The organism is Streptomyces sp. NPDC034086 (assembly GCF_055575515.1).
On record NZ_JBVISM010000001.1, the window covers coordinates 465891 to 489812 of the forward strand.

Annotated in this window: 22 protein-coding genes; 5 read left to right on the top strand and 17 right to left on the bottom strand. The window is 73.5% G+C overall.

Translation table 11 applies throughout. The features are described 5' to 3' along the window. Positions 1–123: 123 nt before the first annotated feature. From ACZ514_RS02130 to ACZ514_RS02145, 4 genes are all read right to left on the bottom strand, one after another. Entirely contained in the window at positions 124–1515 is a 1392-nt protein-coding gene (locus tag ACZ514_RS02130) for a DUF1996 domain-containing protein (RefSeq protein ID WP_469123848.1), read from the bottom strand. 4 nt (positions 1516–1519) lie between these two features. Continuing rightward, on the bottom strand, positions 1520–2236 hold the full coding sequence (locus tag ACZ514_RS02135; RefSeq protein ID WP_468163093.1) for a DUF4142 domain-containing protein: 717 nt from the start codon (positions 2234–2236) through the stop codon (positions 1520–1522). Positions 2237–2449: 213 nt separating this feature from the next. Continuing rightward, positions 2450–3076, bottom strand: coding sequence for a HalD/BesD family halogenase (locus ACZ514_RS02140; protein ID WP_469123849.1), 627 nt, complete (start codon positions 3074–3076; stop codon positions 2450–2452). 72 nt (positions 3077–3148) lie between these two features. Next, a complete protein-coding gene (locus ACZ514_RS02145; RefSeq protein ID WP_469123850.1) occupies positions 3149–3532 on the bottom strand; it encodes a hypothetical protein in 384 nt (127 codons plus the stop codon). 223 nt (positions 3533–3755) lie between these two features. On the opposite strand from ACZ514_RS02145, the gene ACZ514_RS02150 reads away from it, so the two are divergent. From ACZ514_RS02150 to ACZ514_RS02165, 4 genes are all read left to right on the top strand, one after another. Continuing rightward, on the top strand, positions 3756–6314 hold the full coding sequence (locus ACZ514_RS02150) for a DUF6185 family protein (protein WP_469123851.1): 2559 nt from the start codon (positions 3756–3758) through the stop codon (positions 6312–6314). Between the two features lie 167 nt (positions 6315–6481). Continuing rightward, entirely contained in the window at positions 6482–7030 is a 549-nt protein-coding gene (locus ACZ514_RS02155) for a DM13 domain-containing protein (protein ID WP_468163085.1), read from the top strand. A gap of 116 nt (positions 7031–7146) precedes the next feature. Next, positions 7147–7722, top strand: a complete 576-nt coding sequence (locus ACZ514_RS02160; protein WP_469123852.1) for a DUF6098 family protein — start codon at positions 7147–7149, stop codon at positions 7720–7722. 128 nt (positions 7723–7850) lie between these two features. Beyond that, the gene (locus ACZ514_RS02165; RefSeq protein ID WP_468163081.1) at positions 7851–8306 is read left to right on the top strand and encodes a MarR family winged helix-turn-helix transcriptional regulator; all 456 of its coding nucleotides are present in this window, start codon (positions 7851–7853) and stop codon (positions 8304–8306) included. Positions 8307–8507: 201 nt separating this feature from the next. Here the strand turns inward: ACZ514_RS02165 and ACZ514_RS02170 are convergent, their stop codons facing one another. From ACZ514_RS02170 to ACZ514_RS02210, 9 genes are all read right to left on the bottom strand, one after another. Beyond that, the gene (locus ACZ514_RS02170) at positions 8508–9701 is read right to left on the bottom strand and encodes a threonine aldolase family protein (protein WP_468163079.1); all 1194 of its coding nucleotides are present in this window, start codon (positions 9699–9701) and stop codon (positions 8508–8510) included. Positions 9702–9785: 84 nt separating this feature from the next. After that, positions 9786–11081 carry an MFS transporter gene (locus tag ACZ514_RS02175; RefSeq protein ID WP_468695251.1) on the bottom strand — a complete coding sequence of 432 codons (1296 nt, stop codon included), beginning with the start codon at positions 11079–11081 and terminating at the stop codon, positions 9786–9788. Next, entirely contained in the window at positions 11074–12321 is a 1248-nt protein-coding gene (locus ACZ514_RS02180) for an ATP-grasp domain-containing protein (protein WP_468163075.1), read from the bottom strand. The genes ACZ514_RS02175 and ACZ514_RS02180 overlap by 8 nt, the downstream gene beginning before the upstream one ends. Continuing rightward, positions 12318–13949, bottom strand: a complete 1632-nt coding sequence (locus ACZ514_RS02185; protein WP_469123853.1) for a class I tRNA ligase family protein — start codon at positions 13947–13949, stop codon at positions 12318–12320. The genes ACZ514_RS02180 and ACZ514_RS02185 overlap by 4 nt, the downstream gene beginning before the upstream one ends. Then, complete coding sequence (locus ACZ514_RS02190; RefSeq protein ID WP_468163071.1) at positions 13946–15055, bottom strand: FAD-dependent oxidoreductase; 1110 nt, start codon at positions 15053–15055, stop codon at positions 13946–13948. The genes ACZ514_RS02185 and ACZ514_RS02190 overlap by 4 nt, the downstream gene beginning before the upstream one ends. Further along, positions 15048–15425 carry a cupin domain-containing protein gene (locus ACZ514_RS02195; RefSeq protein ID WP_468163069.1) on the bottom strand — a complete coding sequence of 126 codons (378 nt, stop codon included), beginning with the start codon at positions 15423–15425 and terminating at the stop codon, positions 15048–15050. The genes ACZ514_RS02190 and ACZ514_RS02195 overlap by 8 nt, the downstream gene beginning before the upstream one ends. After that, on the bottom strand, positions 15422–16651 hold the full coding sequence (locus tag ACZ514_RS02200; protein WP_469123854.1) for a lysine N(6)-hydroxylase/L-ornithine N(5)-oxygenase family protein: 1230 nt from the start codon (positions 16649–16651) through the stop codon (positions 15422–15424). The genes ACZ514_RS02195 and ACZ514_RS02200 overlap by 4 nt, the downstream gene beginning before the upstream one ends. A gap of 16 nt (positions 16652–16667) precedes the next feature. After that, positions 16668–17930, bottom strand: a complete 1263-nt coding sequence (locus ACZ514_RS02205) for an ATP-grasp domain-containing protein (protein ID WP_468163065.1) — start codon at positions 17928–17930, stop codon at positions 16668–16670. Positions 17931–18103: 173 nt separating this feature from the next. Continuing rightward, complete coding sequence (locus ACZ514_RS02210; RefSeq protein ID WP_469123855.1) at positions 18104–19567, bottom strand: NAD(P)/FAD-dependent oxidoreductase; 1464 nt, start codon at positions 19565–19567, stop codon at positions 18104–18106. Positions 19568–19963: 396 nt separating this feature from the next. Here ACZ514_RS02210 and ACZ514_RS02215 point away from each other — a divergent pair, with 396 nt between their 5' ends. After that, positions 19964–21019, top strand: coding sequence for a terpene synthase family protein (locus ACZ514_RS02215; RefSeq protein WP_469123856.1), 1056 nt, complete (start codon positions 19964–19966; stop codon positions 21017–21019). A gap of 107 nt (positions 21020–21126) precedes the next feature. On the opposite strand, the gene ACZ514_RS02220 is transcribed toward ACZ514_RS02215, so the two are convergent. Genes ACZ514_RS02220 through ACZ514_RS02235 form a run of 4 tightly spaced genes read right to left on the bottom strand, consistent with a single transcriptional unit; the run spans position 21127 to position 23915 of the window. Further along, positions 21127–22572 carry a cytochrome P450 gene (locus ACZ514_RS02220; protein ID WP_469123857.1) on the bottom strand — a complete coding sequence of 482 codons (1446 nt, stop codon included), beginning with the start codon at positions 22570–22572 and terminating at the stop codon, positions 21127–21129. After that, complete coding sequence (locus tag ACZ514_RS02225; RefSeq protein ID WP_468163057.1) at positions 22569–23192, bottom strand: GTP-binding protein; 624 nt, start codon at positions 23190–23192, stop codon at positions 22569–22571. Before ACZ514_RS02225 ends, ACZ514_RS02220 begins: the two co-directional genes overlap by 4 nt. Next, positions 23173–23529, bottom strand: a complete 357-nt coding sequence (locus ACZ514_RS02230; RefSeq protein WP_468695233.1) for a DUF742 domain-containing protein — start codon at positions 23527–23529, stop codon at positions 23173–23175. The genes ACZ514_RS02225 and ACZ514_RS02230 overlap by 20 nt, the downstream gene beginning before the upstream one ends. Beyond that, complete coding sequence (locus ACZ514_RS02235; protein ID WP_468163349.1) at positions 23526–23915, bottom strand: roadblock/LC7 domain-containing protein; 390 nt, start codon at positions 23913–23915, stop codon at positions 23526–23528. The genes ACZ514_RS02230 and ACZ514_RS02235 overlap by 4 nt, the downstream gene beginning before the upstream one ends. Positions 23916–23922 lie beyond the last annotated feature (7 nt).

Sequence of the window (23922 nt, forward strand, 5' to 3'; positions counted from 1 at the left end):
TGGGAGTGGGCGGGGGGTGGGGGGCGGGTGCGCCCCTTCTTGGGAAAAGACAACTCGCGTGGGCGGGAGCCGAGACCAGGCCGCCCATACCCCCCCGCCCGTACGGGGACGGACCGCGCCGGTTCAGCGGCAGCCGCGCCCGCCGTTGATGCACCCCACGGCCCTGGCCATCAGACCGTCCGACATGACGTTGATGAAGTCGCCGTGGTCGGTCACCGGCTTGTGCAGCTGCTCGGGGAAGCTGTCCACGGCGAAGCGCGCCCCCGGTGCCACACCGTAGGTGATGCGCTGCACCAGCTGCGGCACGGCCGTGAAGCCCTTCTTGCAGCGGCCGTCGCCGTCCGCGAAGTCCACGTGCGTGCGGTGGTTCGCGCTGTCGGTGTTGCGGCCGTCCCAGCAGCTCTGGAAGGTGAACGTGCGCACCACGTCACTGCCCTTGGGGCAGAGCGGGTACTTGTCCTTCAGCTGGCGGTCCTCGAAGCCGGTGCAGCTCCAGGAGGCGTTGGCGTTGGCCGTGCCGTTGCTGAACGCCTTGGCGTCACCGGTGATGATCCGCAGGAACCGGGGCATCGCCCTGACCTGGCCGACGGGGCTCCCCTTGAAGCTGATCGTGACCTGCTTGGGCCGCAGGATCGTGCCCACGTTGGCGTCCTGCCCGCCGCCCGGGGCCTTGGCGTCCTTCTCCGCGCGGCCGTCGCGAAGCCGCAGCACCGGCCAGTAGTAGGTCGACTGGTCACCGTTGCCGCAGGTGGTGCCGGAGGCCGCGAGGCTGTCGTTGGTGGAGAAGGCGTCGGTGGTCTTGTTGCCCACGTAGTCGTGCATGTGGTGCGCGCCGTTGGAGACGCCGGGGGCGACGATGACGTTGTCGGGGTTGAAGTGGCCGTTCTCGTTGCGGCCGCACTCGGAGGTGAAGGAGCCCCTGGAGGCTCCCCGCCGGGGCGCGGGGGTGCGTACGTTCGGCTTCACCTTGGTGATGTCCACGAAGTCGCTCCGCGCCGGGCCGCCCTTCTGCCCGAAGCTCCGGGCGGCGGCGTCCGGAGCCCCCGCCGCGGCGGCCGCCGCGGCGGGCGCCTCCTCGTCCGGGGCGGCCGGTGCCTCCTTCATCGCGCAACCGCTGAGCTCCTCGAGCCCCTCCGGGCGTCCGGAGGAGCGGCCTATCGCGTCGGACACCCGGCTGATGGTCGTGGCGCGCTGGTCCCGCAGCCGTCCGAGGAGGGCGTCCTTCTGCTTCTCGTCCCGTACCTGCCCGGAGGCGAGCTGACGGTAGGCGTCGGCCACCTGGACGTCCAGCCGGGCGAGGTTCTCGTCGACCTCGCCCCGGGCCTGGTCGGGGACGGAGGTGAGGCGGTCGCCCACGTCAGGGCAGTCGATGGTGGCCGTCACCTGCCCCGCGCGGCCGTCCTGCCCGGCGTTCGCGTTGCCGGCGACGACGGCCGCGCCGCCACCGCCCAGCACCAGGGCGGAGACCACCGCGAGGAGTGTGAACCGGGGGCGCCTGTGGCCCTTGTGACTCATGCGATCACTTCACTTCGTATCGTCGGTCGGACATCTGAGGGGGCACGGCCCCCTGGTGGTGGACCGGAGAGGGGGAGGCGGGCGCCGGGCCCGCGTCGGAGAGGGAGTCGAAGTCGACCAGCCCGCTCTCCTCCAGGACCGTGATGTGGTCCAGCACGGTGGCGTTGGCCGAGGTGGCGAGGGCGCGCACCATCGAGTTGCGGGTCTGCGCACGGACCTGCGCCAGCAGGGCGAACACCTTGCCGTGCGCGCGGCGCAGCAACTGCACGAAGAGCCGTTCGTACTCGCCGCCGGGGGCGTTCGTCAGCTGGTCCAGCCAGCCCTGCTGCTGGGCGCTGGGCCGGTCCGGGAGGTCCACGCCGAGGGCCTGGCCGACCTGGATCACCTGGCGGTCCAGGTCGGCGTGGCCTTCCACCAGGTGCGTCCCGGCCGTGCGCACCGAGGGGCGGGTCCCGCGCTGCTGGGCCTGCCGCCCGGCGGGGCCCTCCCACAGTCCGGCGAGCCGCACCTTGCGGACGAAGTCCCGGTCCGCGGCCGTCAGGGGCCCGTACGCGGTGCTCATGGTCCCGGCGCCGTCGTCGTCGGTCCCCGGACCGGCGGCCGCCGCCGCGGGGACCGGCGGCCGGTCGCCGAACTTCGAGACGGGGATCAGCAGCGCGATGAGCGTCACGGCCAGGGCGGTGATGACCAGAGCGCTCCCGATCGTGTACCTCGTGGCCACCGACAAGCCGCTGACGGATCGCCGTCGCAGTGACAGCACAGTGCCTCCTCGCTCCGTGGGCCGGCAGGAGGAGCGGGGCGGCAGCGGCGGCGGGCGCCCTGCGGTGCGCACCCGAACTCCTGGGGTGCCACGGGACGCTAGCGCCCCGTCCGGGGGCGCCGCGGAAGGACCATCACCATCGGACAAACATCCGGGCGAGCCCGCGGAGGGCTGCTATCGTGCCGCCGTCCGCCGGTCGGGCGTGGTGTACGCGAAGTTCAGCGCGACCCGCCGCAGCCCCGGCCGGCGCAGCCCGGTCACCCGGTGGGCGATGGCGTCGCTGCGCAGCAGGTAGCCGTCGCCGGGCCGGTGATGGGCCCGGCGCGCGAGCTCGTCGGGCGCCGGCGGAGCACCGGCGGCGGGCCCGTACTGGAGCAGCCCGCCGTCCCGGGCCGACCCGGGCGCCTCGGTGAAGACGACCAGGGCCAGCGGATGGGCGTGGTGGTGCGCGCCGTCGGCGTCTCCGTGCGGATGCAGGATGTCGATCACGTGCCGCTCCAGCGGATCGGCGACGGTCACGGCCTCCAGCTCGGAGATCGCGCGCACCAGCCCGATCAGTGCCGGGTCGTGGTAGACGCGCGGGATCAGCTCGGACTCCTCGGCGATGATCCGCCCGCCGAGCGTCGTCATCGGCCGGGGCGGGCCCGCCGCGTCCTGGTGCGCCGCCATCGATTCGAGGCGGCGGATCTCGCGCCGGAGCAGGGGAAGCCGGTCGAGCGGCACGAGGCCGGGGAGCGGCACGTAGCCCTCGGCGGCGAAGCGCTCACGCAGGCCGCGGTGGTCGGCAGGCAAGGACAGCACGTACCCGTACTACCCCGCGCCGCGCCGCCCCAGACGGCCCGGCGGGCAAGGCCATCCGGTCGGCGGCACCGCTCACCGGCGGCCGTCCCCGTCGCCGGGGCACAGGTCGAGCGGGTCGCACAGCATGACGACCTGGTACGGGCCGCCCCCGCCGGGCTCCGCGCCGTGCGGCGCGAACCTCCACTGGGAGGGCTTGACGTGCCGTGTCCGGCCCCTCTTCTCCACGCGGGCGTGCAGGGTGCGCGCCGCGGAGTCGTTGGTCTCGACCATCACCTCGTCCGGGGCGAGCGGGAAGTGGTCGTGCAGGAGGCACAGACCGAAGCGGTCCAGGTTGCCGTGCTTCTCGAGCACCTCGACCAGATCGCGGACGAAGGCCGCGTCCGAGGGGCCCAGCCCTTCGGCCTCCTCGAAGCGGGGGAGCGGCTGGCGGGCGGCGGTTTCCTTCGGGTGGGTCATGGCACGTCCCGGGGCGAGGTCGTCAGATGCCCCTGAACCCATCATTCGCCGCCCCCGGCGCGGCCGCAAACGGGTGGGCGGCCCATCGGCGCGGCCGTGATGCCGTCGGTGTGCTCCGGTCGGCGGCGGCCGGGCGGGTGGGCCCAGGTCCGGCGGCCGCGTGGCCGCGTGCGAGGGGGCGCGGCCCGGTGGTAAGGCTGCACGGACGGGGTGCTGGACGGCGATGCGGACGGGGCGCGACGTGAAGACCCGCTGGTGGTGCCTGCTCATCCTGCCGCTCGTCGCCGTGATGGCGTCGGCGGGGGCGGCCCGGGCGCACGGGGCGGACCCCTGTGACCTCGGGAGGCCAAAGGCCCACAGGGTGACCGCGGGGCTCGACTTCGACTACCACGACCGCAGCTACGCCCAGGTGATCTCCAAGCTGACCGTCAGCGTCTCGACGAAGGAATGGCCCCGCGCGACGGATCTGGCACTCAGCGAGAAGACGGCGCCCTACCGGACCGCCATGCGCTGCCTCCTGCGCGGCGACGAGGAAACCCCGCGCGCACGGGAGTGGCGGTTCCAGGACCCGCGGGTGAGGGTGCGGGGCGACGTGGTCACCGTGGACTACGAGGCGACCGCGTGGATCGAGCAGAGCAGGCCGTTCCGGCTCGGGCCGTGGAGGATCGCCGTCAACGCCAGGGGCGACAGCTGGCACGTCTTCCTGCGGCCGCCGAGGACACTGGGCGACGCCACGTGGGGGCCGGTCGAGATCCGGCTGGACGGGCTGGAGGCCACCAACGTCTTCCCCTCGCCGTCCTCCGCCGACCGGGACCGTCTGGTGTGGTCCGGTCCGCAGCCCTTCGACGTGCGGGTGGACGTCGACCCGCCCTGGCAGCGCTCCTTCAACGTGGGCGAGCAGTGGTGGTCCCTGGGCTGGGTGGGGGTCGCCTCGTGGTGGGTGTTCACCTCGGCGGTGAGCGCGCTGGCCGTGGGCTACGCGGTGCGGGCGAGGCCGTCCGGCCCGGCGGATTCCGGCGCCCCGCCCGGACCGCCGGCACACGACGGCCTGGCCCGGGTGATCCTGACGTGGGCATCGGTCAGCGTCGCGGTGGCCGCCGTGCTGCGCGTGCTGATCGTGGACCATCCCGAGTCGCTCCCCCCGCCCGCGCGGTCCCTCGTCGCCATCGCACTGGGCCTCGCGCTGGTGCTCGCCGCCCGCCCGTGGCGCCCTGCGGCTTCCGCACCGGCGGCCCCCACCGAGCGCGGGGCCTCCGGCGCCGGACGCGTCCGGCGTCAAAGGCGGGCGGCGGTCCTGACGGCCTCGGCCGTGGCGGTCATCGGAGCCGTGCCGGCCGTCGTGGCCCCCGCCGGGGCCACCGGGCTCACCCTGGTGGCGCTGGCCACGCTGTGGCTGTGGCTCGCCGCGATGACGGCCTGGGCGTGGCGCCTCGCACGCGAGGGGGAACTGGTCCGGCACTCCTGGAACCGGGCGTGGGACGGGGCGCCGGTCCGCTGCACGGTGGGGGCGTCGGCGGTACTGGCCGCGGCCGGGTCCGTCCTGCTCGCCTCCTTCTGGTGGACCCACGAACGCTGGTGGAGGCGGGCGTACTGGCTCATCGACCAGTCCCGGACCGCCCGGGACCGCGAGTGGGTGGAATTCCTGAAGCAGTTCCCGTACGCCGGGCTCACCTGGGTCTACGCCTACGCGTGGCTGGTGACCGGCATCGCGCTCGTCGCACTGCTGCGGGCCCGCGTCACCGCGCGGCTGGCCCGGGCCAGCAGCGACGGCGAAGGGCCCCCGCTGGGGCCGGCCGGAGCCGATCTCCTGCTGACCGTCGCGGTCTTCGCCCTCTGCGTGGGATTCCGGCAAGTGGAGTTCGCGGGCTCCAACGTGCTGTTCGGGGCCTGGCTCCTGCTGATGATCGCGTCCCTGTACGCCGTGGTCCTGATCGGCCGGCGCTTCTCCGTACTGGGCCGCACGAGGAAGGAGTTCCGCATCCGGAGGCTGGGATCGAAGCGGCGCCGGCACGTCCTGCTGAACAAGGCCCACGAGTTCCGCAACCTGCACCACAAGCTGTACGCGCTGGACCGCGGCCGCGGAGAGGGGGACCTCTCGCGCGAGGAGCTGGAGCAGAGGCTGGACGCACTGCACCACTGGCTGTTCGACGGGTGGTCCGGGGACCGCCCACCGCACCAGGTCTCCGTACTGGACGCCGCCCTGAGCTGGGGGCCCGGCGGCGACTGGTGGGAGAACGCGCGGAGCGCCGCGCGCCTGGCCTTCTGCTTCGGGTTCCCGGCCAGCATCGCCCTCGTCTGGCTCAGCTACCTCAAGGACGACCGTACCCAGATGGCCACGTTCCAGAGCCTCTCCGGGGTGCCGGAGATCGCGGCGAAGTGCCTGGCCTGGCAGGTGGCGTGGGCCGGGGCGGGCCTGGCGCTGGGCGCGCTGTGGCGGGTGCTGCCCGGGCGGCGCAGTCCCGTGCGCGCGCTGAGCCTGACCGCCGCCTACGCCCTCCCCGTCTGCGTGGGCGCGCTGCTCACCCAGATCACCGACACGGAACTCGGGTACGTCTTCCTGCACGTCGCGCTCATGCTGCTGGTCCTGACGCTCACCAGCATCTGGATGGACATGGAGACCTTCAGCGAGGAGCGGAGGTTCTGGCCCAGCCGCCTCGGCCTGCTCCTCTCGGTCTACCAGCTGCGCGGGCTGTCCACGCAGGTGGCCTACCTCGCCGCCCAGCTGGCGATCGTCGTGAGCGTCTGGCGCAGTCTGGCCGGCAGCGACTTCCGGCCCAAATAGGACGGCCGGCCCCCTCCGGCCGCCGCTCCGCACCGGCCGGAGGGGAGGCCGCACCGCGCACGGCCGCGCCCCGCGGGCCCCCGAAGGCGTCCGTCACCGGCGCACCCGTGGCCCGCGCGCTCCGCATGCCGTTGAATGCATTCCGGACGACGACGAAGGAGCGGGTCATGGGACGTGGGAACAGGCGGCGCGGACCGCTGGTGGCGGGCGCGGCGGTGCTGGCGGCGGTGGTGATCGCCGCCGGGCTCTACTGGTTCCAGCCGTGGAAACTCTGGGAGGACCGGACGGTCCACGAAGCCCTGCCCAGCGCCGCGCCCACGGCCCCCGCCCCTTCCCCTGACGCCTCCGCCGCCCCCGGCGGCCCGCGCACGCTCGCCCGGGGGACCCTGATCAGCCACGAACACACCACCACCGGAACGGTGAGGATCGTCCGTCTCGCGGACGGCTCGCGCACCCTGCGGCTGGAAGGCCTGGACACGAGCAGCGGGCCGGACCTGCAGGTGTGGCTGACCGACGCCCCGGTGAAGGAGGGCACCGCGGGCTGGCGCGTCTTCGACGACGGCAAGCACGTCAGCCTCGGCGGGCTCAAGGGCAACAAGGGCGACCAGAACTACCCGATCCCGGCCGACGTGACGCTCTCGGAGTACACCAGCGTCGCCATCTGGTGCGACCGCTTCGACGTCTCCTTCGGCGCCGCCGCCCTGACCGCCGTCTGATGCCGTTCCCGGGCCGCCCGACCCTGCCGGACCCGGCCCCGAGGGGTGCCTGGGGGCGCGAGGGCCGGTGCCGGGAGAAGAAGAGTGCCGGGCGCGGAGCCGGGTAGCCGCCTGGCATGAACGAGACCGACTACCGGACGCGCCTCATGACTGTCGGGTCGCTGGACGAACTGGCCGGTCTGCTGTCTCGACGGCGGGGTCTCTACGTCCGCTGGTCCCTGGGCCCGCACAAGGACCTCGCCTCTCCCGCCAGCCGCGACGAGCTCACCGGCGTGGAACTGCCCGGACTCTCCGCCAACCCCCTCGACGTCGAGGAATGGTGGCGGGACCGGTCGCTGCGCACGTGGGCCGCCCGGCGCCTGTACGACTACTCCCACCTCCCGCGGGTCCGCGACGGCCGCGTCAAGCCCTGGCTGCTGCACGGCACCGAGGCCGGCCGCGGACCCGACAACGAACCCCTGGTCCGGGACGTGGAACCGATCGGCTGGATCGACGAGAGCGTGATCACCGAAGCCGAACGGGAGGTCGAACGGCAGGACGGTGCGTGGGGGCCCATCGACCGCCTGGGGAGCCCCGGCGCGCACGGCACGGCGATGAGGAGCCCGACCACGGGTGACGCTCAGCAACCCGAAGCGCGGCGCAGCGGAAAGGGCGCCGCCACCCGTCCGGAACAACGCCCCGACCACCCGTGAGCACGGCCGGCCGGCGCATGCGCCGAGGTGCTGGACCCCAGAACGACTGGTTCTTGGACTTCCGGCAGCGGGGCCGCGACGATGGTGATCACCAAGGCGCGGCGGCGGCCCGGAAGGAAGGCGGCGTGATGGAGTACTCGCACCCCGACGAGGAACTGGTGGACCAGCCCGTCGGCTACTGGACCTGGGCAGCGAACAAGACGCTCATGGCGTACGTCAGGGGGCGCCTCGCGGCGATCGGGATCACACAGCCCCAGTGGTGGGTGCTGCACCAGGTGCTGCACGGCGAGAACGGTGCCACCCGGGACGAGGTCGTCACCGCCCAGCGGGCCAACCTGGACGTCGGCGCCGGCCTGGCCCCGGACATCGACCTCCTGCTCGAACGGGGGCTGGTCGTCGCGGACCCGGGCGGCCGGCTCCGCATCACGGACGAGGGCCGGGCCCTGCACGCCCGCGCCGCCGAGACCCAGCGGGCCGGCCGCCGGCACGTGCACGCCGGGGTCTCGGACGCGGAATACCTGATCACGCTGAAGGTACTGCAGCGCATGACGCGCAACGCGGGAGGAACGGTGTCCCCGGCCTGACGGCCGACCGCCGCCGGCCGCAGCCGGCCGCCGGGGACGGCGCCCGCGCGCGTACGGCCGCGTCACCGGCGGCGCAGCAGCCTCCTCACGCGATCAGCGAGCCAGGCGGCGAGCCGTGGGAGCCGGCACCGGACGGCCCGTCCGCGCTCCTCCCGCCCGGAGGCCGGGGCGCTCACCCGGCCTCCGGGGCCCCGCCGCCGGCTACGGGCGGCTCGCGGCGGAGGCGGGCGCTTTCCCCAGCGCCTCGATCGTCTGCTCCATCTCGAGGACCTTGCGGCGCAGCCGCACCAGTTCCTCGCGCTCGGCCGTGGTCAGCGCGCCCGCCGGCCCGTCGCCCCGCTCCACCGCCAGTTCCTCCGCGATCGCCGCCGCGAACGCGTCCACGTCGTCCTCGGTGGTGTCGAAAGAGGTCATCCAGCGGACCTCACCGGCCTGCTCGTCCCAGGTGTAGAAGCGGAAACGCTTCTGCAGCCGCTCGGTGACGGCCGGCGGCAGGACGGCGAAGATCTGGTTGGCCTGCACCGGCCGGGCGATCTCCAGGCCCGGCAGGTCCCGCACCGCCTCGTACAGCCGCCGGGTCATCGCGTTGGAGCGGGCCGCCGAGCGCAGCCAGAGGTCACCGCCGAGCAGCGCCTCGAACTGCACCGACATGAACCGCATCTTGGAGCCCAGCTGCATGCTCGTCTTGCGCAGGTGAGCCATGCCGCGCACCGCGTCCTCGTTGAGCACGATCACCGCCTCGCCGAAGAGCAGCCCGTTCTTGGTGCCGCCGAGCGAAAGGACGTCCACGCCGGCGTCGGTGGTCATCTCGCGCAGGGACACGCCGAGGGTGGCGGCGGCGTTGGCGAGCCGGGCCCCGTCCAGGTAGACGAGCATGCCGAGGTCGTGCGCGTGGTCGCAGATCGCCCGGATCTCGTCCGGCGTGTAGCAGGTGCCGAGCTCCGTGGACTGGGCGATCGAGACGACCTTGGGCCGGGCCCGGTGCTCGTCGTCGAAGCCCCACGCCTGCCGGTCGATCAGCTCGGGCGTGAGCTTGCCGTCCCAGGTGGGCACCGTCAGCAGCTTGATCCCGGCGACCTTCTCGGGCGCCCCGCCCTCGTCGACGTTGATGTGGGCCGACTCGGCGCAGACCACGGCCTCCCAGCGGTCGAGCATGGTCTGGAGCGCGACCACGTTCGCGCCGGTGCCGTTGAAGACCGGGTACGTCTGCGCGGTGGGGCCGAAGTGGCCGCGCACCACCTCCTGGAGGCGCTCGGTGTAGACGTCGGCGCCGTAGCTGACTTGGTGGCCGCCGTTGGCCAGGGCGATCGCCGCAAGGACCTCCGGGTGGGCCCCCGCGTAGTTGTCGCTGGCGAAGCCGCGCTCGTCCGGGTCGTGCCGTCGCTGTACGGTCATGGTGCTCGCTTACCTGTTTCGGTTGTACGGGTGTGACACATGTGGTGCGGACGGGCGCGGGCCGGTCCGCTCGGGCCGGTCTGCTCAGGCCGGCGCCGGCTCCGTCCGCGCGCGGGCCTTCTCCAGGCCGCGCACCAACGGCGGCGCGGCCAGCCCGAGCAGGGCGAAGAGGACCGCGAGGACCAGCCAGCCGGTCGCCGCCGCGCCGACGACCAGGGAGGTCATCAGCCACGGCCCGGCGAACTGCTGGAGTCCGCGCCCCAGGGAGAACACCGCCTGGTACTCCCCCTGCCGGCCCGCAGGGGCGAGCCCGAAGGACAGGCCCCAGCTCGCCGAAGCCTGGTACAGCTCGCCGAGGACGAGCACCAGCGCCCCGCCCAGCAGCACCGCGCTGTCCAGGAGCGCGCCGTGCCCCCCGCTCACCGCGAAGACCAGGCAGGACGCCGCCAGCGCCCACCCCGCCCAGCGCAGCATACGAGCCGCCCCGGCCGGCGTGCGCGCGCCCCCGGAGACCGCGACCTGGAACAACAGCACCAGCACCGTGTCCAGGATCAGCAGACCCGACACCAGCAGCGCGGGCGCGTCCGTGCCGGTGACGATCCACAGCGGCAGACCGACCGTCAGCAGCGGGTGGTACAGCTCCAGGGCCCCGCACACCAGCGCGACCGCCACATAGCGCACGTCCCGCAGCGCGGCGTTGCGCAGCACCCCGCCCGGCGCCCCGGCCCCGGCCGCCCCGGCCCCCGCCGCCCGGGGCCCGGCACCCGCCGGCAGCCGCATCCCGAGCAGCACGACGACGGACACCAGCTGGAGGGCGGCGTTGGCGAGGACCGTGGCGTACAGCGCGGTCGGTGTGCCGGCCGCGATGGCGGCTCCCGCCAGCGCGGCGCCGCCGAGGAAACCCAGGTTGAACAGGCTGCGCATCTGCGCGCTCACCCTCACCCGCTCCGCCTCGCCCACCAGCGCGTCGGTGAGCGACGCCTGGAGCGCGCCCGCCGAGGTCTCCAGGACCGCGAGGGCGCAGGCAACCGCCAGGAACGCGGCGAAGCCGTCCACCAGGCAGTACGCGCTGAAGCCGACGGCCGCCAGCAGGAAGTTGACGGTGAGCACCCGGCCCGCGCCGAGCCGGTCCGCGAGCCGGCCGATGGGCACGGTGCAGAGCAGACCGCAGAGCCCGGCGACCGACAGGGCGAGGCCCACGCGCTGGGCGGGGATGCCGATGGTCCGGGTGAAGAATACGGCGCTGGAGGTGAGGAACACCCCGAGCCCCAGGGACTGGATGAGGGTGAGGACGCCGAGTCTGCGCGCGTTCCCGGCGGCCGGCAGGACCTCCCGCAACCAGGCGCGCGGCACGGCGCCGTACCGGCGTGCCTCAGCCATGCGGCGCGGCTTCCCCGGCCCGCTCGGTCCGCAGTCCGTACACCTCCATCGCGCTGTGCACGGCGGCGCGCACCGCGGCGGCGTTCCCGCCCCGGAACCGGAAGATTCCGCAGCCCTCGTCATAGCTGCCCGGCCCGGTGATGACCTGGCCGACGGCGGGCAGTTCCTCGTGGTAGACCTCGGGGACGGCCGGCCCGGGCGAGGTACGGGCGACGACCCGTGCCGGCAGCTCGCGCGGGGCGGGGTAGATCAGCCAGCCGCCGGCCCGGGGCCCGGCCGCTCCGGACGGCTCCCACAGCGGGGGCAGGCCCAGGGCCGCCCGGAACGCCTCGGCGAACAGGTCGATGCCGTAGAGGTCGACGTGCAGGAACGGCACCTGCGCGCCGCCCGGCCGCAGCCCGACCTCCAGGAACACCAGCTCGCCCCCCGGGCGCCGGATCACCTCCAGGTGGAACGCGCCGTCGCGCAGCCCGAGCGCCCGCAGACAGCGGTCGGCGAACGTGGTGACCTCGTCGCGCTCGGGGCCCGGGTCGAGCAGGACCGAGCCGAGCGGGAGGCCGTGCGCGTAGTCCAGGCAGGTGTGGACGTACTGGGAAGCGGTGACGAAGTGGAGACGGCCCCCGCGGCGGACGCCGTCGACGTGGAAGATGTCCCCGTCGACGTACTCCTCGCACTCGTACGCCGCGAGATCGACGCCCTCGAGCACCTCACGCAGCTCGTCGACGCCGTGGACGACCGTGACTCCCTGGGAGCCCGCCGCTGCGCGCGGCTTCACGACCAGGGGCGGACCGCCGAGGGCGTCGACGACGGCCTCCGCCGAGGGCGCGTCGTCGAGGCGCCGGAACCGGGGGACCCGAAGACCGGCCGCGCCCACCGCGCTCTTCATGGCCGGCTTGTCCTTGAACCGCTCGACGAGGGCGAGACCGTAGCCGCCGGACACGCCGAGCGCGGCCGAGAGCCGGGCGGCGGTCAGGACGTCGTACTCGGACTGCCCGAAGACGGCCTCGGGCGTGCCGTGCCGGTCCGCGATCTCCCGCAGGAGGGGCAGCAGGTCGTCGTGGGCGAGGCTGTCGCGCACATGGACCTCGGTCGCCCCGTCCCGGTCGAGCGCGGGCAGCCCGCCGGGCGTGGTGACGTACACCATCCGGCAGGGGTGGCCGTCGAGGAACCGGTGGTACTCGCCGAACTCGTCGCCGGAGCGGTTGAGGACGACGTACAGCGGTGTGGTCCGGTCGGTCACGCGTCCGCTCCCGGTCGCAGGGTGTCGGGCAGGCAGGCGTCGAGATCGGCGGCGCTGACCCGGGCGAAGCCGGGCGCGGGCAGGTCCCGGCGGGCCGCCGTCCGGGCGAGGAAGGACGCCGCCCGGGGCTCTCCGGCTCCGCCGAGGCCCTGCCAGAGCAGCTCGGCGAGGTCCGGCATGACCGGGAACGCCAGCAGGGACAGACCCTTGAGCCACCAGTACGCGCCGTCCTCGGCCGCGTGGGCGACCGCTTCGTCGGCGCACCAGCGGTCGAGCGCCGCGACCGCGCGCCGGGTCGAGACGCGGGTGGCGTCGAGCGCCGCGGACTGTTCGGCGAGCAGGGACTCCAGGAGGCCGGTGACGGCCGGGGCGGGCGCCTGCGGCGGCTCCCCGGGCAGCCGGCTCCAGGCGGCGTCGATCCGCTTGCCGAGGCCGTCGGCGAGCGTGGCGTTCGCGGTCCGGAGGAAGTCCGCCGTCTCGAAGCTCGCCGCCCCCGACTCCAGATCGGCCCCGGCGAGGTGGTAGCGGACGGTGTCCACGCCGATGGCGGGCGACGCGGCGATGTCCGCCGCCCAGATGGCGTGCCGGGCGCTGGTGGAGAACTTCCGGCCGGCCAGCTGGTAGAAGTGGTTGATCAGGCACCGGTCGTACGGCTTCATGTCACCGTGCAGCAGGCTGGTGCCGACGATCGAGACCAGGGTGGGGATCACGTTGTCGATCCCCAGGGTGGTGATGGTGGTGACCCCGGAGTCCGGGTCGAAGGCGTTCACGCCCGTGCCGGACAGCCGGCCGTGGACGGCGCCGGCGAGGCGGGCGAACATGAAGATCCCGGCGTACGGGAAGAGGGCGCGCGGCACGTCCGGCTCGGGCGCGGGCAGCGGGAGTCCCCACGTCTGCGGGGCGCTCAGCCGTACGGTCAGGCCGTCGCGCTCGAGGAAGCGCGCCACCGTCGCCCGGTAGCGGTCGGCGACGCCCAGGTCCGCGAGCGTGCCGTCCAGCAGGTCGCGGTCCGGCAGCCGCAGGAAGAGGCTGGAGATCTCCCGCCAGGTCAGCGGCCCCTCGTCGAGGAGGGGGCGCGGCTCGAGGACCGACTCGGGCAGGAAGTGCGCGCTGCACTCCTCGCAGAAGTAGCTGGCGATGCCCGCACCGCACTCGGGGCAGCGGCCCTGGAGCCAGCCGCCCACCACCCAGCGGTCCGACGCCGCGCAGTGCGGCACGCGCTCGGTGCGGGTCAGCACCGCGCCGCGGGCCGTCAGCCGCTCGATCGAGGCGGTGACCTCCTGCTCGAACTGCTCCCGCCACGGCTGCTGGTCGGGGACGATGAACGCGTCGACGCCGATGCGCAGCGCGGCCAGGTCGTCCTGGATGCGCTGTCCGTAGCGGGCGGCGACCTCGGCGGGCGTGGAGTCCTCGGCGTGGGCCCTGAGCGTCACGTACGACTCGTACACATCACTGCCGGTGATCACCAACGGCAGGTCGCCCCGGACCCGCAGATGCCGCGCGATCATGTCGGACCACAGGAAGGGGCCGCCGATGTGTCCGAGGTGCAGGGGCCCGTTGGGGGTGGCCTCGGGCGGCACCAGGAGGTAGTGCCGAGGGGTGTGCGTGTCCCCGGTCAGCAGGCTCATGTTCGCGTTCTCCCGTCGAGCAGGTTCAGTGCGTCCTCGGCCATGGCCGGGGCGAGTCGGTAGCCGGAGCCGGAGCCTCCGATGGCCATGACCACGTCGTCACCGCCGACGGTGTCCACGACCGGCAGGTGGCCGGGGGTGAAGCAGTCGCTGAAGACCCGGCCGCCCAGCAGGTGCGGCAGGAACCCGGGGACGTACCGGGCCAGCAGGGCGCGGGCGAGCTCCCGGTCACGGGCGCCGATGGCGAGCGCCTCGTCCGGGCCCCGGTCCCAGTCGGGCGAGGTGATGCTGAGGATCCAGTGGCCGCCGGGGTGGTGGGGCAGCAGGAAGGCGTCGGCGTCCTCCAGGACCAGCGCCGGGGCGCCCGGCGGGGGAGGCGTCATGACGTGGAACGCCACCACCTTCTTGACCCGGGCCCCGCGCGCGCGGGCGGCCGCCGCCACCGCCGCCGGGCCGTCGAGGACCCAGGGGCCGGGTGCCAGGACCGCCCGGGCGGCGGTGACGAGGCTGCCGTCGGCGGCCGCCAGTTCGACGCGCCCGCCCGTACGGCGTACTCCGGTCACCCGGAAGCCCTCCAGGAGGGCGTTGCCCGGGTGGCCGAGGACCTCGTCGAGAAGCCGGTCGGCCAGCCACTGCGCCCGGCCGATCGTCATGGGCGCCGTCGACAGCAGGACTTCGTCGCCGCCGTGGGCGAGCCCGGGGAACGTCCGGTCGAGCACCGCCCGCTGCTCCCCGGTGACCGGGCGGGTGGGGCCGCCAGCGGCGAGGGTCGCCTCGAGTGCGGCCGCGTTCTCGCGCGCGACCAGCCAGCGGACGTCGACCGGCGCGCGTCCCGCGCCCCCGAACCGGGCGGCGAGCTCGTCGAAGAGCGCGGTGCTGCGGGCGGCCAGGGCGCGCTGGGCCGGGTTGTGCCCGGTGGGCGTGTCGAACCCGGCCGAGAGACGGGTCGCGCCCGTCCCCCGTCCGCTGTGCGTGATCACGGCGACCCGGCGGCCCGGGTCCCGGCGCACGGCGTAGTACGCGGCGAGGGCGCCGACCACGCCCGCGCCGACCACGGCGAGGTCGTAGTGCGGCACCTCACCGCTCCCGGTGGTGCGCTCACTCATCGGGCGCCGACCACCAGAAGGAGTAGACGACCAGTTCCTCGCCCTGGTCGGCGAAGACCTCGTGGACGGCCCGCGAGGCGAAGCCGACCACGGAGCCGGGCCCGACGAGCGAGCGTTCGCCGTCCACCACCAGGGTGCCGGATCCGGCGTGGACCACCCAGATCTCCTGGACCGCGTGCTGGTCGGGCGAGCTGGTGCCGCCCGGGGGCACGGTGAAGCGGGCCGCCTTGAACGGCACGCCGGGAAAGACCGAACGGGCGAAGTCGGCCTCGGCGACGGTCACTCCGTCGGGTTCCACCTCGGTCGGACCGAAGGGGACCAGGGCGCCGGCCGCCCCGGGCTGGAACTGCGTGACCTGACGAGCGGTCATACGGGGTACCTCGTCTCACCCAGCATGCTGTTGAGGATGACCGCGCTGCGCCAGGCGAGCAGGCTGAGATTGGGATCGGCGACGCCCCAGGAGTGCCGGGCGCCGTTCTGGAGGTAGATCCGGTTCTCCGCCGGCCCGTCCCACGCCACCGAGAAGTCGCCGCCGACGACGAGCATCCCGTCCTCCCGCCGCAGCCGCGCCTCCAGCGGAACCATGAAGTCCGGCAGCCGGTAGGCGTATCCGGTGCTCAGGACCACGACATCGGCGGCGAGCACGGCGGGTGCCTCCGGTCCCGAGGACTCGACGACGAGCTTCCATTCGTCGGGCCCGCCCTCGATCGCGGTGACCGCGCAGTCCGACAGGAAGCGCAGCCGGCCGGGCTTGTTCTCGAGGAACTCGTCGCGGTAGCTCAACCGGTAGATGTCCTGGAGCACTTGGAGGTCGATGCCGTCGCTGGTGTACTTCTGCCGTTCCAGCAGCCGGGCCTTGTGGCCGGCCGGCAGCGCGTGGAAGCGGCGTACGTAGTCGGGCGTGTAGAGGTCGTTGGCGAACGGCGAGTCGTCCATGGGCAGGAACGACGACCGCCGGCTGACCCAGGTGATGCTCTCCGGGGACGCGCCCGCCGCCAGGTGGCGCACGATCTCCGCGCCGCTCTGGCCGCCGCCGACCACGACGACCCGCCGTCCGGTCACCTCGGGGGCCCGCAGCAGGAACTCCCCGGAGTGGAAGACGGTGGGGCCGAGGAAGGGCCGGAACGGTTCGGGGACGGACGGGGTGAGCCCGGTGCCGAGCACCAGGTGGCGCGCCGTCACTTCTGCCTCGTCCGTGCGGAGACGGAAGGCACCGTCGCGGAAGTCGACGCCGCGTACGTCCGCCCCGAAGGTGAGGCCGGGCAGCCGTCCGGCGACCCACTGGAGGTACTGGTTGAACTCGGCGCGCAGGACGGCCGGGAAGTCCGCGGCCAGGAACCGGTAGAGCCGGCCCTCACTCGCGAGGAACGACAGGAACGAGAAGGGACTGGTCGGATCGACCAGCGTCACCAGGTCCTTGAGCAGCGAGACCTGGAGGGTGGCCTCGGGGAGCAGCAGTCCCGGGTGCCAGGAGAAGCTCTCGCGGCGTTCCAGGTGGGCGCCGCGCAGCCCTTCGACCGGATGCGCGAGTGCGGCGAGGCTCATGTTCGCGGGGCCGATGCCGACGGCCGCGTAATCGAGTATGTGCTCGTTCATGGGGGGATCCGCCGGGTCAGGCCGGGACGACGAGGTCGCCGAGCGCCTGCCAGCGGTCGAGGGCGCCCTGCGGCGAGTCGGCGGTGAACAGGGCGTGTCCCAGGCGCGAGCGGCAGTCCTCGACGCCCGGGATGGTCTCGCCCGGCGCGAAGTACACGGCGGTCTCGGTGACTTCGGGCAGCGCCTCCAGCTCCGGCCAGCCGGTGAGTTCCCGGTACGAGGAGCGGCCCGCGGCGGAGAAGAAGCGGATGCCGGCGCTCTCGGCCTGCGGCCGCGCGAAGGCACCGGCCTCCTCCAGGCCGACGCCGAGCGCGAGCGCGACGGCCACCCTGGGCAGGCTGACGCCGGTCACGAGCCGCAGCAGCTCCACGATCCGGTCGCCCGGCAGCCGGGCGCCGATCTCGATGAGCACCGGACCGTCGGCGGCCAGGCGCAGTTCGCAGTGGAACGGGCCGCTGGTGATGCCGACGGCGCGGACGACGTCGGCGACGTACGCCTCGACGCTCTTCAGGGTGGCGTCGTCGACCAGTGCCGGGGTGAGGTGGCCCAGCTCCACGAAGTCGGGCTCGGGGCCGAGCAGCGTGCGGCTGAGGGCGACGACGGTGACCTCGCCGGTCTCCAGGACGTAACCGTCGGCGCTGAACTCGGGCCCCCGCACGTACTCCTCGACGAGCACCCGGTGCTCGTGCAGCTTGCCCATGTCGGGCTCCGGGTCGGTCACGAGCCGCTGGAACGCGGCGGTGAGCTGGTCGAGGTCGTCGGCGCGGCTGACGTGGATGCTGCCGGAGCAGGCGACCGGCTTCAGCACGCAGGGGAAGCCGACCCGTTCGGCCGCGGCGCGCAGTTCGGCGTCGTCGGTGGCCTGGGCGAAGCGCGGAGTGCGCAGCCCGGCCTCCGCCACGGCGGCCCGCATGACGCTCTTGTCCCGGACCCGGTCGACGGTCGCGACGGGCAGGCCGGGCAGGCCCAGTGCCGCGGCGACGCGCGCGGTTGCCGTCACGTAGATGTCGGAGCCCGGCAGCACCGCCTCGAACGGCTCGGCCCGGTGCCGTGCGAGCACCGCCTCTTCGAGTGCGGCCTGGTCGTTGGTCTCCACCGTCAGCACCGAGTCGGCCGCCGCGCGGACGGCGTCCGAGAGCCGGCGGTCGCCGGAATCGGCGGTGGCGACGACGACCCGCAGCCCCATCTCGGCCGCGACGCCGATCAGGGTGGCGCCCCCGGAGGAGGCCGGTTCGACCACGAGGACGCGGGCAGGACGGAGTGCATCTGTGTGCGGCAAAGCGAAATCCCCCGGGCAGCGCTGGACGGACCGGACGGGTGGTCGCGGTCCTGATCGTGATCTTTCTAGCCGGGCTCCTCAGCCCCGGTCAATGGATCACCGCAAAAATATCCGCGAGACCGCACCGAAACCGCACATTTTCCTGAACGGGCCCCGCATCGGCGCGCGTTCGGTCAGGTCCGGGAGGAGGGCCGTGCGGTCCGGGAAGGCCGGCCCGCCAGCCGGTCGAGGTGGCACTGGACGAGCTTCGCGAGCGCGGGGCCGTGTTCGTAGCCGAGTGGCGCGAGCTCCGGGGGCAGCACGTAGCCGTCGGGCATCCGCGCGTACGTCTGTTCCATGAGCCGGCGGTAGGCGTCGGTCAGCAGACCGGGCCAGTCGCCGGTCAGGGGCGGGCGCATGCGGGACTCGGAGGCGAGCGCCGCGTGATGGGCGGCCGCTTCCTCGACGGCGTCGGCGGCCGTCCAGTCGGTGATCGGCTCGCGGTCCGGTTTCCACGGCGCCAGCCAGGGGCTCGGAGTGCCGTGCAGGATCTCGGCGGCGAGTTCCTGGGCGATCAGGGGCGAGGCGTGCAGGCCGTCGCGGTGCGTGCCGGTGGCCACCCACAGGCCGGGACGTCCGGCGTTCCCGAGGAGGGGGTGGCCGTCGAGCCCCACCGGGCGGTTCCCGTGGTGGACCCGCTCGACCCTGGCGCCCGCGAGGCCGTGGTGCAGTTGGCCGAGGCCCGCGTCGAGGAGGAAGCGCAGGGCGCCGGCGGTCGGGGCGGCGCCGGGCTGGAGGGACGGAGCGGCGGAAGCACCGAGGTACCAGGTGCCGTCGGCCTGCGGGACGGCGTGGAGGCCGCACGCGTACGCGCGGTTGGGCGTGCGCAGGACGACGGGGGGCACCCGGCTGTCGGGGCGGAGGGTGACGGCGGTGCCTTCGGCCGAGACCACGGGCAGGACGGGCAGGTCGGGGTCGACGCGGTCCAGGAGGGCGCTGGTCCACGCGCCGGCCGCCACCACGGCCCGGCCGGCACCGAACGTGCCCTCGGAGGTGCGGAGTTCGTACGCGGAGCCGTGGGCGCGCAGTCGTCCGGCCCCGACGCGGCGCACGTGCGGCAGCGCCTGGAGCGCCGCGTCCAGGGTCAGCAGCCAGCGGCGCGCGTCCAGGAACCGCTCCTGCGGCAGGAAGAGGGCCCGCAGCGCCCGGTCGTTGGGCAGCGGGCGGTACCCGGGTACGTCGGTGACGGCGTGGTCCTCGACGGGCAGTCCGTAGCGGCTCCCGGCCGTACGGATCGCCTCGAACGCGTCCTCGTCGAGCGGCCCGGAGGCCGCGTTGAGCAGGATGTGGGTTCCCGCCCCGTAGCCGTCGGAGGGCGCCGCGTCCCCGGCGCGCGTGCGCACGGCCCCGCGCCAGGCCGGCCAGCGCGCGGCGGCCTCCACGGCCATCCCCAGGCGCTGTTCGCCGTGCCGGGTCCGCAGTGCGGCCGCCGTCACCTCGCCCAGCACCCCGAGCATCGCCCCGGCCGCCTGCGAGGCGCCCGGGCCGCGCTGCCCCGACACCACGATCCGCAGCCCGGGCTCCGCGCACGCCAGCGCGTACGCGACCGACCTGCCCAGCACTCCCGCGCCCACGACCACCACGTCGACGTCCGCCACAGGGCCCCCTCCCGTATCCACCGGCTCAGAGGCTTCCCCGGGCATGCCGGGCCACACGTCCGTGAGGTCCGGTCCGTACGACGGTCACTGGTGGATCATGGCTCACTTCTGGATCGAATTTGAGCCAAGTTGACCCAGAAAGATCGTTTCATTCCCCGTAAACCGGCTCAAATCGTGGACCGAGGAGAGCACGACGGGGTTGCGGATGGGCCGGGGTCGGCGCACGTTTTGGAGCACCTGAGGGCGGGAACGCTCGGCGCCCGTCCCCGTGGCAGCAGTGGACCGTCAGCCCAGGGGCCGTCCCGGAGGGAGGAACCGAGTCCCGGGGACGGACGTGCGTGGTCCTCGTCCGGTCCCCGCACCGCCGAGACGCGCCGAAAGGGAGGCAGGGAACTCATGACCGTGCAGGCCGTCAAGCTGCCCATACTGCGGATGCCGTACCCGGTGCGGTCGAATCCGCACCTGCCGGCCCTGCGCGCCGAGACCGAGACGTGGGCGCGGGAGATGGGCATGCTGGACGGCGGCGAAGCACCGTCGGCCCGCCGGGCCGTCTGGACCCCGTCCCAGTTCCACGCCATGGCCGTCGACCAGCTGACCGCCTGGGCCCTCCCCGACGCCTCGCTCACCGACCTCCGGCTCAATCACCGGCTCAACCTCTGGGCGCTGGCCTGGGACGACTACTTCGCCTCCGCCTTCAAACGGACCGGTGACCTCACCGGCGCACAGGCCTTCACCGCCCGCCTCCACGCCTTCGTGCCGCCGGAGCCGGGCGCCCGGCTGCCGGAGCCGGCCAATGCCGTCGAAAGGGGCATGGCCTACCTCCAGCAACGCCTGTTCCCGCCGAGAATGGCGCACTGGCGGCAGGGGCTCAACCGCGCCCTGGCACGCTACATCGACGCGGGAGTCCAGGAACTGGCCAACAGCCGCGCCGGCCGCGTCCCGGACCTCATCGAGTACGCCCAGTTCCGCCGTGAGAGCTTCGCCGCCTATACCGCCCCCTACTCCGTCGAACTCGCCACCGGCGCACGGATCCCCGAGCGGATCCGGCACAGCCGCGCCGTCCGCGCACTGCTCGACGCCTTCATGGACTACATGGGAATGGCGAACGACATAGCCTCCTACCAGCGGGAGGTCGATGACGAACACGACGTCAACAACCTCGTCATAGTCCTCCAGACGTCCCTGAGCCTCACGGTCCAGGAGGCGATGCACGCGGCCGCCGATCTGGTGACCGCCCGGCTGCGCCACTTCGAGCACCTCACACGGTGCGAACTGCCCCCGGTCGTCCAGCGGGCCGGGCTGAACCAGGCCGAACGGACCGAGTTCGAGGTGTGGCTCCGGGGAGCCCGCAGCTTCCTGTCCGGCCTCCACGCGTGGTACAGCGGGGCGCCCCGCTACGCTCCGGCGGACGGTCTCCTGCCCGGCCGCCCCCGACTCGGCAGCCCCGCCTGACGGTACGAGCACGCGGCCGGCGCACGCCCGGTCCGGAGGGGACTGCCGGCCCGCGCGTCCGGCAGTCCCGCGGCCGCGGTGCACGGCCCCGGTACGGCAGCCACGTCCTACAGCCCCCGCAGGAACCACCTCAGCCGGGCCCACCACGAGGTGCGCGGTTCGGCCGGGCGCGACGACTCGCCCTCGGGGGCCGGCGATGGGGGCGCCGCCGGAACTCCGGTGCTCGGCGGGGGCGCGGCCGGCAGCGGTGTCAGGACGTCATGGGCCTCCGGACTGCGGGACGCGAACTTCACGGGCAGCGCCGTCAGGTGCCGGGACCAGGTGGAGGAACGCCAGGTGAGCTCCTCCTCGGATACGGCCAGGCTGATGTCGGGGAGCCGGGTGAGCAGGATGTCGATGCCGGTGTCGGCGATGACACGGCCGATGTCCTGGCCGGGGCACTCGTGCGCGCCGGCGCTGAAGGACAGGTGCGCGCGGTTGTGGTGCACGCGGGTCGAGGGGTCGGGGCGGACCACGGGATCGACGTTCCCGGCGGCCAGGCCCAGCAGGAGCATGTCCCCCGCCTTGATCTCCTGTCCTCCGAGGGAGGTGTCACCGGTGGCCCAGCGGCCGGGGCACACCATCAGCGGTGGCTCGTCCCAGAGCACCTGCTCCACTGCCTCCGGCAAGGTCATCTGGCCGCCGGCCAGCGACCCGCGGAACCGCGGGTCGGTGACCACCATGCGCAGGACGTTGGACATGAGATTGGCGGTCGTCTCATAGCCCGCGAGCAGGATGAGGCGCAGGTGGTGCTGCACCTCCTCGTCCGTGAGGCCGGCCGGGTGGGCCATCAGCACGGACGCGATGTCCGGCCCGGGCAGGGCGCGCTTGGTGACGACGAGCTGCTCGAGGGTCTCCAGCACGTAGGCGTTGCTCGCGAGCGACGTCTCGGTGCCCTTGAAGAGGTCCCGGGCGGCGTGCACCAGCTTGGGACCGTACTCGTCCGGCATCCCGAGCAGGTGGGTGAGCACGAGCATGGGCAGGTGCTCGGTGAACTGACCGACCAGCTCCGCCCTGCCCGCTCCGCAGAAGTCATCGACCAGCTGGTGCGCGAAGCGGGTGATGTGGCGGCGGATCCCGCGTTGGTCGAACTGGTTGAGGCCGGCCGTGACCGCGCCCCGCAGGCGCTGGTGCTCCTCGCCGTCCGCGCACACGCAGTCGGGCCGCCAGCCGATCATCGGCACCAGTGGCGAGGTGGCGGCGTCGATCTCGCCGCTCGTCCAGCCGTGCCAGGTGCGCGGGTCGCGGGAGAACTGGGTGGAGCGGCTGGCCACGTCACGGTTCTCGACGTATCCCAGGACGAGCCAGGCGCGTACGTCCCCGTCGAGCAGGACGGGCGCCACCGGACCGTGGGCGGCACGCAGCTTCTCGTACAGGCCCATGGGGTCGGTCTCGGCCGCGGCGCCCCAGAGCGGGGTCGCCGCGTAGGGCCCCGTGGCGGTGTGCGCCGGGCAGCCCGGGGGCGGGGTCAGCGCCGGTTCCGTGGTGGTGTGGTCGGCGGGCGGGACGGTCATACGGACTCCTGAGCGGCGGCGAGGGTGCACAGGTAGCCCATCAGCGAGAGCAGGGCGTCGCGGCTGGACGACCGGTCCCGCGCGTCGCACGTGATGATGGGCACCGATTCGTTGAGCGCCAGAGCGGTACGCAGGGCGGGTACCGGGTGCTGCGGCGCCTCGGGGAAGGTGTTGACGGCCACGACGAAGGGAACGCGGCGGTCTTCCAGACGGGTGATGATCTCGAAACAGACTTCGATCCTCCGGGTGTCGACGAGGACCACGGCGCCGAGCGCGCCTTCGAAGATGCCGTTCCACAGGAACCAGAAGCGTTCCTGTCCCGGCGTTCCGAAGAGGTAGAGGATCAGCTCCTCGTTGATGCTGATGCGGCCGAAGTCCAGGGCGACGGTCGTGGTGTTCTTGTGTGCGGCACCGGGGTTGTGGTCGATCCCGACGCCGGCCTGGGTCATGGTTTCCTCGGTGGTCAGGGGCGGGATCTCGCTCACCGCCCCGACCATCGTCGTCTTGCCCACCCCGAAGCCGCCGACGATCACCACCTTGACCCCCCTGGCGCCGTGCGGCAGCAGCACGTCCGAGCGGCGGGGGCCGGCGGCGGAAGCGTCAGAGCCTGCGTAGTCCATGGATCACCGCCTCCAGAAGGCCGAGTTCGGGCACCGCCGCGACGGGTACGGGAGCGGTGGCCTGCACCCGCTCGCTGTCCACGAGCTTGGAGAGCAGCACCGTGATGACGCTGAACGGCAGGCTGAGGTACGCGGAGATCTCGGCCACCGACAGCGGGTACTGGCACATGGCGAGGATGGCCGCCTGCTCGGGCTGCATACCGGGTTCGGGTGCGGACCTCGACGAGATGAGGGTGACCAGGTTGAAGGCTTTGGCAGAGGAGCCCGGGCCACCGGAGATGACGTAGAGCGGCACGGGACTGCCTTCGTCCCACGCCTGCTGGTTCTGTGGCGTCACATCGCCTGCCCGACGTCCTCACGGGGCGGGCTGGTCATGTGTTGGCCGATCCGTACCACCAGCGTGCGCATGCGGTCACCCAGCAGGCCCGCGTCCACCTCCGCGTCGGCCAGCACCGCGAGGGAGGCCCCGGGACCGGCCGCCATGAGGGAGAAGTACCCGCCGTCGACTTCGATTCCCACCATGTGGGTCGAGCCGTCCCCGTGCGGGAACTTCTGTGCGATGGCCTTCGCCAGGCTGTGGATTCCCGAGCAGGCGGCGGCGATCGCGTCGGCGGTGTCGGGCTCCGTGTTCGCTTGACCGATGCACAGGCCGTCCGACGAGAGCACGACCACGTGTCGCACGTACGGGACGCTGGTTGCCAGCTCCTTGAGCATCCAGTCCATGTTGGGC